Origin of the sequence: uncultured Campylobacter sp. (assembly GCF_937997405.1) — a bacterium.
Lineage (GTDB): Bacteria > Campylobacterota > Campylobacteria > Campylobacterales > Campylobacteraceae > Campylobacter_B.
Genome location: NZ_CALKTL010000177.1, coordinates 1 through 11,050 on the forward strand (window position 1 = coordinate 1; position 11,050 = coordinate 11,050).

The 11,050-nt window shown below is 46.8% G+C and carries 11 protein-coding genes; 4 read left to right on the forward strand and 7 right to left on the reverse strand.

Translation table 11 applies throughout. The features are described from left to right. The coding region (locus Q0372_RS09410; RefSeq protein WP_298105241.1) for a hypothetical protein at window positions 1–580 on the forward strand (580 nt) is incomplete at its 5' end. A 202-nt stretch (window positions 581–782) separates the two neighbouring features. On the opposite strand, the gene Q0372_RS09415 is transcribed toward Q0372_RS09410, so the two are convergent. From Q0372_RS09415 to Q0372_RS09445, 7 genes are all read right to left on the reverse strand, one after another. Further along, the gene (locus Q0372_RS09415) at window positions 783–1,955 is read right to left on the reverse strand and encodes a HAMP domain-containing sensor histidine kinase (RefSeq protein WP_298105244.1); all 1,173 of its coding nucleotides are present in this window, start codon (window positions 1,953–1,955) and stop codon (window positions 783–785) included. Beyond that, a complete protein-coding gene (locus Q0372_RS09420; protein WP_297879887.1) occupies window positions 1,948–2,610 on the reverse strand; it encodes a response regulator transcription factor in 663 nt (220 codons plus the stop codon). The genes Q0372_RS09415 and Q0372_RS09420 overlap by 8 nt, the downstream gene beginning before the upstream one ends. Further along, the gene (locus Q0372_RS09425) at window positions 2,610–2,852 is read right to left on the reverse strand and encodes a hypothetical protein (protein ID WP_297902676.1); all 243 of its coding nucleotides are present in this window, start codon (window positions 2,850–2,852) and stop codon (window positions 2,610–2,612) included. Before Q0372_RS09425 ends, Q0372_RS09420 begins: the two co-directional genes overlap by 1 nt. A 443-nt stretch (window positions 2,853–3,295) precedes the next feature. Further along, complete coding sequence (locus Q0372_RS09430; RefSeq protein ID WP_298105247.1) at window positions 3,296–4,285, reverse strand: methionine ABC transporter ATP-binding protein; 990 nt, start codon at window positions 4,283–4,285, stop codon at window positions 3,296–3,298. A 44-nt stretch (window positions 4,286–4,329) separates the two neighbouring features. Further along, entirely contained in the window at window positions 4,330–5,316 is a 987-nt protein-coding gene (locus tag Q0372_RS09435; RefSeq protein ID WP_298105250.1) for a diaminopimelate dehydrogenase, read from the reverse strand. A gap of 58 nt (window positions 5,317–5,374) precedes the next feature. Then, complete coding sequence (locus tag Q0372_RS09440) at window positions 5,375–5,521, reverse strand: hypothetical protein (RefSeq protein WP_297880516.1); 147 nt, start codon at window positions 5,519–5,521, stop codon at window positions 5,375–5,377. 41 nt (window positions 5,522–5,562) lie between these two features. After that, window positions 5,563–8,178: a valine--tRNA ligase gene (locus tag Q0372_RS09445; protein WP_298105253.1), complete on the reverse strand. Its 2,616-nt coding sequence runs from the start codon at window positions 8,176–8,178 to the stop codon at window positions 5,563–5,565. 233 nt (window positions 8,179–8,411) lie between these two features. On the opposite strand from Q0372_RS09445, the gene Q0372_RS09450 reads away from it, so the two are divergent. The 3 genes from Q0372_RS09450 (at window position 8,412) to Q0372_RS09460 (ending at window position 10,962) form a co-directional block, all read left to right on the forward strand. Next, a complete protein-coding gene (locus tag Q0372_RS09450) occupies window positions 8,412–9,188 on the forward strand; it encodes a MetQ/NlpA family ABC transporter substrate-binding protein (protein ID WP_005870677.1) in 777 nt (258 codons plus the stop codon). Window positions 9,189–9,302: 114 nt separating this feature from the next. Beyond that, complete coding sequence (locus Q0372_RS09455; RefSeq protein WP_297880512.1) at window positions 9,303–10,127, forward strand: peptidylprolyl isomerase; 825 nt, start codon at window positions 9,303–9,305, stop codon at window positions 10,125–10,127. Window positions 10,128–10,362: 235 nt separating this feature from the next. After that, entirely contained in the window at window positions 10,363–10,962 is a 600-nt protein-coding gene (locus tag Q0372_RS09460; protein ID WP_298105256.1) for a DedA family protein, read from the forward strand. The last annotated feature ends 88 nt before the right edge of the window (window positions 10,963–11,050 follow it).

Here is an 11,050-nt window from a genome sequence, read left to right on the forward strand (position 1 = left end):
GCCATATCCCGATACGAAATTCACTAAATTTTTCGGGCGACTTTACGCGGCGGTTTTTGTGCTGTTTGCGATCACGGCGCTTAGCGTATTCGTGCTACCCGAAAATATTTTAGACGTAAGTCCCTCGTGCGCGGACTTCGTTGGATTTATGAAGCAGTTTTTTCCAAACATCGCCGCAATCGGCAAAATAAGCCCGCACACGCAGCTTGCGGAATTTTACGTCGCAGCGATGTGGGTACCTATTTTAACGGCTTTCGCGCTAAGCTGCGTGTATTGTCCGATCGCCACATTCTTATACAAAAAAGGGCTTCCCGCCGTCAAGACGCAGCTATTTGTGATATTGCTCGCTATACCTTTTGCTTACTGGGCATTAAACAATTATTTCTACGCTGATTTTGCCATAAACGGCATCCCACGCAGAGTAGGCAATGGACGGATATTTCCTACTTTTGCGAGCAGAGAGAGCCTATTTGGCTGGATATCGTTTTTCACAGCCACTTCGATGTTTATGAGTATACTTGTCGTGATTTCGCTTAGCGATATAGTCCACTGGATATATCTATCGAGAAATAAAAGCTAAATTTTATAAAATCGCGGACGAATAAAATTCTGCACCTATAACTTTCAGGGTCATTTTACGAGCGCAAAGCGAACGGGCGATTAAATTTAAACGCTCCGGCAATTAGAGCCTTTTTGCGCGGAATTTAAGCGACCAAACTACGATTAAATTTAAACCGCAAGCGACCGCTTTTAAATTTTAAATTTCACTAAATTTTAAAATTTTATTCGCGCCACGTAAGGCGGAAGGTCGTTATCTCGCCCGGCACGCTGTCGTAGGAGATAGAAAAGGAGTATTTTTTGCAGACCTCGCTTACGATGCTAAGCCCGATTCCAAAGCCGCCCTCGCTCGAATTGAAGCGCGCAAAACGCCTAAAAATTTCGCCTCCCTTTTTACTATCGATCCCCTCGCCGCTATTTGAGATCGCTAGCTCGCCGCGCCTTAGCCGTACATCCACGTAGCCGCCTGCGTTTGCGTATTTTACGGCGTTACTTAGCAGATTGTCGATCAGGCGCGAAATTTCATAGACGTTTGCGTTCATGCTCGCATCCGAAAGATCGGTTTTAAGGCTTAGTCTACGTTTTTGGATAAACGGCGCGAAGTATTCGCAGCGCGAAGCGACTAGGCTTTTTAGATCGATCGAGCTAATCTCGCCCTCCTTATTCATACCGAAGGTTAAAAACACGAGATCCTCGTAGATGCGCGAAAGCGTCTTGGCGGCAAGATCGATATTAGCGATGCGCTTGGCGTTGTATTCCCCAAGCTCTGCGTGCCGCATCGTCTCGACGCTCATGGAGATGATACTAAGCGGGGTATTGATCTCGTGGGTGCTATCCTTTATGAAGCGATTTAACGTGTCAATCTTATCGTAAAGCGGCTTTGTGCCTAGCCGCACCAGATAAAACGCCACGGCTAATATCACGCCCAAAAGCGCTATCATCATCACTGCGGTTTTGATACGAAGTGTTAAAATTTCGCCCTGCACGCTACTTCCAAGCAGAATGATTTTAGCCTTGGAAAAGGCGTTTCGCTCCTCCATATTTTGCAGATTCTCATAAATTCCTAGCCTGCCGCCACTTATAAATTCCGCTTTTAGCTTCGCTTTATCAAGCGCTCCAAGCTCACCACCGCAGCCGTAAATTTCATCAGAGTTTGGCTTAAATATACACGCGCTTACACCCTTTTCGCGCTCAAAGTCCGCTAGCGATTCCAGCCCGTCCATGCTTGCTTTCATATAGATCATCATTTTGATCTCTTTTAGCTCTTTTATCCTGTGCGAAAGTAGCGCGGCTTCGTTCATCCTGTAATTTATCTTGAAAAAATATCCCAAAAACAACGCACTTGAAATGAGATACAAAGATAAAATTTTAAGCGTTAAAGCGGTCTTTTCAGACATACAGATACCCTGCGTTACGGCGATTTATGATGTGCTCTTCGCCTAGGACGCGGCGTAGATTTTTGATATAAGTTCGCAGCGCTTCCTCGCTCGGAGTTTCGTCAAAAGCGTAGATCGCGGAGAAAATTTCATCCTTGCTTAAAAGCCTGTTTTTATTTTGTAAAAAAAGTGCCAGCAGCTCGCGCTCTTTGTTTGAAAGCGCGACGGGCACGCCCGATCTGCGTAGCTCTTTGCTTGCAAAGTAAAATTTAAACTCGTCGTCAATAGTTACAAAATCATCAAAATTGTGGCTGAAGTTTCGCTTTATGAGAGAATTAACGCGCAGCAACAGCTCTTTTAGCTCGTATGGTTTTTTGAGATAATCATCGCAGCCGCTTTTAAAACCGACCTCAAGATCATCAAGTGTATTTAGCGAGGTGGCGAATATCGCAGGGGTGCGATCGCCGCTCTTGCGTAGCTCTTTTAAAAGTGAGAATCCGTCGCCTTTGGGGATTTTTACGTCAAAGATAAAAAGATCAAATTTTTGTTCATAAGCAAGATCCGCGGCGCTTTGAGCGTCGCTGCAAACGCATACGTCAAAGCCCGCGTCTTTTAGATATTCGCCGATGAGATCGCAAAGCGTCTCATCGTCCTCTACGAGTAAAATTTTACTCACTACATCTCTTTTTTAATCTCTTTTTTCATCTCTTTTTTTGCATGAGAGCCCTTTTTGACGGCATCTTTTTTCATACCATGCGTCTCGTGCTTCATATGTTTCATCTCAGCTTTCACCTCTTTCGCACCATTATGCATTGATGTATTGGCGTCCTTCATCTCATCTTTCATGCCCATATCGGCAGCTACGGCAAAAGTGCCAGCAAATAGCGCACTAAGCGCAAACAAAGTAAGTTTTTTCATTACGTACTCCTTAAAAAAAATTAGTGGAATTATACTTCCGTAAAAGTGAAGTATGTGTGAAATTCCGAAAAAATTCAAATTTAAATTTAAACGCCTGTAATTTCAAACGCGGAGCGGCTTAAATGCGCTCGGTCGGTCGCGATCCCTGAAATTTAAATCGCCTCGCTATGGCTAGTCGAATTCTAAACGCGAATCAAAGCTAGCCAGAGCGCACGCCAACAGCGCATCGCCGAGCTTGCTTTACTGCGGCGAGATAAAAATTTAAACCGCCGGCAAAACTAATTAAATTTATAATGCCACGACTAATGCCACGACGCGCACGTCAAATCAAAAACGCCGAGCCAGCCTTTGAGTTCGCGACCTCGCGCGAGCTTTTGAATTCGCCATGCCGCGTAAGCCCTTAAATTTAGTGCGGCGCAAGCGCACAGGGCGCGAAATCGCACCTAGTTCGCGGCGCAGCTTTTGATCTCATCCTCGCTTACGATCTCGTAGATCACGCCCGCGTTTTTGATAAACTCCTCCACGCGCGCGACGTGTGAGGGCTCCACGTTGATCACGAGGCTTCCGACGACGTTTTTATCAAGCCGCTCGAGCTTGCCCCAAACGATGTTAAAATTTATCTCCAAAGCGCGCGCCATGTGCGTGATCACGCTGTCAAACGCAACCGCGGGCGGGAAAAAGAGCCTGATATTCACGCCGCTTGCGGGCAGCACCTCCTCCTCGCCTAAAAACTCCTTCATATTCTCATCCGGGTGCAAAAACAGCGAGACGATATCACCGGAGTTGCTTACGCGCCCGCCCTTAAGCAGGATCGCTCGCTGCGCGATACCCTTTACGACCTCCATCTCATGCGTGACGAGCACGATCGTGATGCCGAGCGTCTTGTTTATGCGGCGCAGAAGCGATAAAATTTGCGCGGTGGTATTGGGATCAAGCGCCGAGGTCGCCTCGTCGGATAGCAAAATTTTTGGGCTTAATGCAAGCGCGCGCGCAATCGCCACGCGCTGCTTCTGTCCGCCGCTAAGCTCACTAGGATAGGCGTTTGCTTTATCCGCAAGCCCCACGAGCTCCAAAAGCTCGGCGACGCGGCGCTTCGTGTGATCCTTTGAATATCCCCAAAATTCTAACGGCGTGGCGACGTTTTGCGCGACGCTGCGGCGGCTCATAAGCGCGAAGTGCTGAAAAATCATACCGATATTTTTGCGCAGCTCGCGGATCTGCGCGGCGTTTAGCTCTCTTACCTCCCTGCCCTCTACCTTGAGGCTTCCTTCTTGATAGTCCTCAAGGCCGTTTATGCAGCGCAGCAGCGTGCTTTTACCCGCGCCACTGCGACCGACGATGGCAAAAATTTCGCCCTGCTTTACCTCCAGACTCACATCGTCGATCACGCAGGTTTTGCCGTAAAATTTCTTTAAATTCTCTATCTTTATCACTCAGATTTCCTCGTTCATAATTCCGCCGAAACGCCCCCGGAAATTTATAAAATTTCGCGCCTTAGCTCATCTGCGCTCTTTGGCGAAAGAAGCGCTGGAGCGATGTCAAATACGCTAAACGCGCCGCGCTCGCCCCTTTGCGCCAAGCGATACGCCGCGCGGGCGTAGGCTACGAGCACGCTTGCGGTAAATTCGGGATTTGAGTCAAGCTTTAGCGAAAACTCGATCAAGTGTTTATTTTCGCCGTGCTCGCCCGTCGCGCCGCTTCGCAAAACGAAGCCTCCGTGAGGGATGCCGCCGTGCTCTTTTTTAAGCGTCGCAAGACTTACGAAATGCACGCTCGTGTCGTAGTCGGCGAAGTAGTTTGGCATCGTTTTTATCTCGCGCTCTATGCGCGCTTTATCGGCGCCGTCCTCGGCTACGACGTAGCACTCGCGTAGGTGCTTTTCGCGCGTGCTAAGTTTTGGATTTTCGCCCGCGCGGACTCGCTTCAAGGCGCTTTCTATCGGCACGGTATATTGGCGGGCATCTACGACGCCTTTGATCCTGCGGATGGCGTCGGAGTGGCCTTGGCTCACGCCTTTGCCCCAAAACGTATAACTGCTGCCGTTTTGTAGTACGCTCTCGCCGAACAGTCTATTTAGCGAAAATAGTCCAGGATCCCAGCCCACGGCGATGATACCTACATTTCCGCCCGCTTTGGCTGCGACGTCTACCGCGGCGAAGTGCTCCGGGATTTTTGCGTGCGTATCGAAGCTATCGACGACGTTAAAGCTCCGCGCAAACTCGGGCGTCTGCGTCGGCAGATCGGTCGCGCTACCGCCGCAAAGCACTAAAACATCAAATTCGCCCTTGTGCGATAAAATTTCATCTGCGCTAAACACGGGCGCGCCGCACGTTTGCACGCTGTGCGGCTCGCGGCGAGAAAATACAGCCGAAAGCTCTAAATCCTTGCTATTTCGCGCGGCAAGTTCCACGCCGCGACCTAAATTTCCATATCCCAAAACCGCTATTTTTATTTTTTCGCTCATTTTTTATCCTTCAGATTTTAAAATTTAGCGCGTAAAACGGCGCGCCGCCGATGAAATTTTACCTCAGTAGGAAATAATAAATCACATATAACCAACTTAAAAATCCGTGAATTATCGCCCACATTATGCTTTTATTGACTCCCCATGATAGTGCGACGGCTATGACCGTGCCTAAAGTAAATCCACCGATACTACCCTTTGACATATTTTTCTCCTTAATTTAAAATTTTGGCTCAAACGAGCGGGCTACTCGCCAAACGCCTTTAGCTCGTCGCATACTTTGGCGAATTTTTCCTGCGCGCTTTGCAGCCCTTCGCGGTTGGCTTCAACCACGGCTTGCGGGGCAGAGGCCACGAATTTCTCATTATTTAGCATGCCCGAGAGCTTTTCGATCTCTTTTTGCAGCTTCGCTTTTTGCGCGTTAAGGCGCAAAATCACGCCGCTAAGATCGACCCCCTCAAGTGGCACGAAGCTTTCTAAATTCTCGCTCACGTCGCGGGCGGAATTTGCGATGTTTTGCTGCGTAAATTCCACTTCATCTACCTTTGCTAGCGTTTTGATGTAGTCCGCGGCGGCGCTTAGATCGACTGCCGATTTGACGTAGGCTTTTGCTACGCGCGCATTGCCGAGCTCGATCGTCGCCTTTGCGCGGCGAATGCTAACGATCGCTTCTATAAGAAGCGAAAATAGCTCCTCGATCCGCTCGTCGCGCTCACCCTGCTGCGGGTATCGCATCACCATGATGGAGCGCGCGTCTTGCAGCCTTGTGCCGCTTAGCTCCTGATACAGATACTCACTTAGAAACGGCATAAATGGGCTTAGTAGCTTCATCGCTTCTTTAAAAATCATCCCCAGCTCGCCTATCGCGGCCTTGTCCGCCTTGCTAAGTTCGATGCCCCAGTCGCAAAACTCGTCCCAAAAAAACTTATAAAGCTCGGTCGCAGCGTCGTTGAAGCGGTATTCGTCTAAATTTTCCCGCACCGCGCCCACGCAGCAGTTAAAGCGCGAAAGCATATATTTGCCGAGGCTCGTTTTGATCCGCGCCGCGTCCAAATCGTCAAATTTAGAGGCGTTTAAAAGCAAAAATTTGCTCGCGTTATAAAGCTTATTCGTAAAATTTCGATATATCAAAAGCTTTTCGTCGCTAAGGCGCAGATCGCGCCCCTGCACGCACAAAATCGTAAGGGTAAAGCGCAAAATATCGGCGCTAAATTCGTCTATTTTTAGCAGCGGATCGACTACGTTTTTGCTCGATTTGCTCATCTTTTTGCCGTCTTTATCCTTAACCAAGGCGTGCAGGTAGATGTCGCGAAACGGCAGCTCGCCCATGGCGTTTTGGCACTGAAACATCATGCGCGCGACCCAGAAAAACAAAATGTCAAAGCCCGTAATTAGCATAGTATTCGGATAAAATTCGCTCAAATCCTCTTCAAACCACTTCTCGTTTTTCAGCGCCTCGCCATTGCCCCAGCCAAGCGTACTGATCGGCCAAAGACCGCTTGAAAACCACGTATCGAGCACGTCGGGATCTTGGGTAAAATTTTTACCGCCGCATTTCGGGCAGACATCGGGAGCTTCTCGCTCATCCGCCCACTGATGGCCGCAGTCGCAGTAAAACACGGGAATTCTATGCCCCCACCACAGCTGGCGGCTGATACACCAGTCCTTCAGCTCGCGCATCCAAGCGTTGAAGCTATTGATCCAGTGCTTCGGGAAAAATTCCGCCTCGCCCGCATTTACTCTGGCGATCGCCTCTTTTGCGATATCTGCGCGCACGAACCACTGCTGCGAGATGTACGGCTCGACGACGTTTTTGCAGCGGTAGCAGTAGCCGACTTGATTTTCGTAGTCCTCGATTTTTTCGATAAAGCCCAGCCGTTCGAGCTCCGCTACGATCTGATCGCGCGCGGCAAGTCGCTCTAAACCATTAAATTTACCGCACTGCTCGTTTAAAATTCCTTTTTCGTCAAAAACGGTGATAAACTCCAGCTCGTGGCGCTTGCCGACCTCATAATCGTTGGTATCGTGCGCGGGCGTGACCTTCACGGCGCCCGTTCCGAAGCTCATATCGACGTATTCGTCGGCGATGATCTCTATCTCGCGGCCGATTAGCGGCAGCACGACTTTTTTACCGATCAAATTTTTATAGCGTTCGTCCGCGGGATTTACCATTACGGCGGTGTCGCCGAAGTAGGTCTCGGGGCGCGTAGTAGCCACTACGATAAATTTATCTTGCTCGTCCACGAAGTAATAACGCAGATGATAAAGCTTGCCCTTGTTCTCCTTGTGCTCGACCTCTACATCGCTTAGCGCGCCGTCGTGCGTGCACCAGTTTACCATATAGTTGCCGCGCACGATGAGCCCCGCGTCGTATAGATTTACGAAGGCTTTGCGAACGGCGTTTTTAAGCCCCTCATCCATCGTAAAGCGCTGTCTGCTCCACGCAGGCGTGACGCCAAGACGCTTCATCTGCTTTACGATCTGCCCGCCGCTTTGCTCCTTCCAGTGCCAAACGTGCTTTAAAAACTCCTCGCGCCCTATCTCTTCTTTTTTGATCCCTTGCGCCAAAAGCTCGCGCTCGACGACGTTTTGCGTCGCGATGCCTGCGTGGTCTAACCCCGGCTGCCACAGCGTTTTGTAACCGTCCATTCTCTTGTATCGTGCCATAATATCTTGCAAAGTAAAAGTTAGCGAGTGCCCGATATGAAGCACTCCGGTGACGTTTGGAGGGGGCATCATAATGCAAAAGTTTTTGCCTTTTTGCTGGATATCTTTATTGCCGTCGATCTCGAAATAACCGCGCTGCTCCCAAATTTTATAAAAGCTCTCCTCTACGGCTTTCGCGTCGTAAAAATCTGCCATTTTCAGCCTTTTTTTAAAATTTTAAATTTTGCGATTTTAGCGGAATTTATGTAAAGCGCTCATTAAAGCGTGCCAATTCCGCATTATACAATAAAATGTAGTATTTAAATATATATAAAAATATCGAATTTTAGAATATTTTAGATAAAATTTTAAAAAATCATATAAAAACACTTGACATTAAAAATTCTACCTGCTATAATACCGCGAAATTTTAACCAAAAGGATTAAATATGAAGAAATTTCTTCTCGCTTCGCTTCTTAGCGCCAGCGTCGTCAGCTTCGCTCTTGCCGAAAAAATCGTAGTCGCCGCTACTCCGATACCGCATGCCGAAATTTTAGAGCAGATTAAGCCTGATCTAAAAGCCCAAGGCTACGATCTTGAGGTCAAGGTTTTCAACGACTACGTAACCCCGAACCTCGCTACCGATAGCGGCGACGTAGATGCGGGATTTTTCCAGCACGTGCCATATATGGAGGAATTTAACGCTAATAAAGGCACAAAGTTAAAAGCGACCGTGGGCGTGCACTTAGAGCCGATGGGCATCTACAGCCATAAGATTAAAAATTTAAAAGATCTTAAAAACGGCGCCAAAGTTGCCGTGCCAAACGATCCGACTAACGAAAGCCGCGCACTTGATCTGCTCGTAGCCGCGGGGCTCATCGAAGTAGATCAAAACGCCAAGCTTCGCACGCCGTTAGATGTCACGAAAAACCCTAAAAATTTAGAAATTTTAGAGCTTGAAGGCGCCGCGCTTCCACGCACCCTGGGCGATGTCGATATTGCAGTCATCAACTCAAATTTTGCCTTTAACGCAAATTTAAACCCGATCAAAGATTCGCTATTTTTAGAAAAGGCTGAGGGCAACCCTTACACAAATGTTATTAGCGTTAAAGAAGGCAACGAAAACAGCCCTAAAATCAAGGCGCTAGATAAAGCGATTCAAAGCGAGAAAGTGAAAAAATTTATCGAGACGCAATATAAAGGCGCAATCATTCCATCGTTTTAACTTCCATCTTTTAAAAATTCGGCGCACGATTCGCGCCGAATTTGCTGGCATTCGCTATTTTATTTACTATCTTTTTTTATAATTGCGCGAAATTTACCGAATAAAGGAAAAATAATGAAAAGAATTTTATCTTTCAGCTTTGTTGCCGCTATGGCTATATCTTCGCTTAATGCAGGCGTTTTGGCTACTGCAAAAGACGCGAATATCACTATTACGGATGAGGATGTTGCACCGTTTTTGGCTCAAGGTATGCAGCACGGCGGACAGGAACCAACCGCCGATGAGAAGAAAAAACTAATCGACGATCTGATCAAATACAAACTTCTAATCGCAGAGGCGAAAAAATCAGGCATTGAAAACAGCGACGAATATAAGCATCAGCTAGAGCTTGCTAAAGATGGCATCGCATTTAATCTATGGCAACGCGAACAGGCTAAAGACGTAAGCATCAGCGACGAGGAAGCTAAAAAAATTTATGATGAAAATAAACAGAATTTCATGCAACCAGATTCCGTTACCGCAAGTCATATCTTAGTAGCAGACGAAAAGGCTGCTAAAAACGCGATTGCGAAGCTATCAAAAGTCAAAAAAGAGAATTTAAAAGAGGAATTTAATAAGCTAGCCAAAGAAATTTCAATCGATCCAAGTGCGAAAGAAAACGGTGGCGATTTGGGCTCTTTTGGTAAAGGCATGATGGTGCCGGAGTTTGAAAAAGCGGCGTTTGCGCTAAAAGATGGCGAGATGAGCAAAACGCCGGTAAAGACACAATTCGGATATCATGTAATCTACAAAGAAAGCAGCAAAAAGGCTGAGACTATGCCGTTTGAAAAGGTAAAAGATCTCATCAAAAATCAGCTACTTCCAAGCAAAGTAAACAAAAAAATCGATGACAAGGCTAATGAGCTATTCGGCAAACTAAACATCGAATACGCAAAATAGTTTAATTTTAAGGCGCGAGGCTATTAAATTTATATGCAAGTTCGCTGCGGCAGTAACTTGTAGGGATAAAATTTAGCCCGCGCCTTTGTTTTATATGCGATAAATTTTGCGAAATTTTGAGCTCACTCTTATATCGACGGATTGTTAAATTTCAAGCTTATTTGCTTTGCTGATGCTAAATTTCGCGAAATTTTAAGCGTATCCGGTTTTTTATACATTAAGTCAAGGAATTCAAATGCTTTCTAATATCATAAATTTTATCGTAGAATTTGTCGCAGGCTGGGGATATCTTGGCATTTTTGTGATGATGTTTTTAGAAAGCAGCTTCTTTCCTTTCCCAAGTGAAGTCGTGATGATCCCTGCGGGCTATCTGGCCTCAAAATCACAGATGAGCTTTGCTCTAGCATTTATTTGTGGGCTTGGCGGCAGCATCACCGGCGCGCTGTTTAATTACTATCTATGCTACTTTTTTGGACGTAAGATTATCGCTAAATACGGCAAATACGTAGGCATTACCGAGGAGAAATTTGCAAAATTCGAAGCGTTTTTTAACCGCCATGGCGAAATTTCAACGTTTAACTGCCGCTTGATCCCGGGCATTCGTCAATACATCAGCCTTCCTGCGGGGCTTGCAAAGATGGATGTCTCGCGCTTCGTGCTATTTACCGGGCTTGGGGCTGCGATTTGGACATTAATACTTATGAGCTTGGGATATTTCATCGGCGAAAACGAGGAGCTAATCAAGCAAGATCTGCATCTAATTACGATCGCTCTATTCGCCGTCGTCATTATAATCTCGCTCCTATATGTTTATTTTATAAAATGCAAAAGATAGCTCCGCTCTAGTAAATACAAATACAATGAAAAATTCCATTTTATCGCCTTTAAGTTCAAATTTTTCAAATTATAATTTAAGCTAAACA

Coding starts and splice junctions, on each gene's coding strand:
- Q0372_RS09415 (WP_298105244.1), bottom strand. CDS start 1,955: ATGTCTGAAAAGACCGCTTTAACGCTTAAAATTTTATCTTTGTATCTC.
- Q0372_RS09425 (WP_297902676.1), bottom strand. CDS start 2,852: ATGAAAAAACTTACTTTGTTTGCGCTTAGTGCGCTATTTGCTGGCACT.
- Q0372_RS09450 (WP_005870677.1), top strand. CDS start 8,412: ATGAAGAAATTTCTTCTCGCTTCGCTTCTTAGCGCCAGCGTCGTCAGC.
- Q0372_RS09460 (WP_298105256.1), top strand. CDS start 10,363: ATGCTTTCTAATATCATAAATTTTATCGTAGAATTTGTCGCAGGCTGG.
- Q0372_RS09445 (WP_298105253.1), bottom strand. CDS start 8,178: ATGGCAGATTTTTACGACGCGAAAGCCGTAGAGGAGAGCTTTTATAAA.
- Q0372_RS09435 (WP_298105250.1), bottom strand. CDS start 5,316: ATGAGCGAAAAAATAAAAATAGCGGTTTTGGGATATGGAAATTTAGGT.
- Q0372_RS09455 (WP_297880512.1), top strand. CDS start 9,303: ATGAAAAGAATTTTATCTTTCAGCTTTGTTGCCGCTATGGCTATATCT.
- Q0372_RS09440 (WP_297880516.1), bottom strand. CDS start 5,521: ATGTCAAAGGGTAGTATCGGTGGATTTACTTTAGGCACGGTCATAGCC.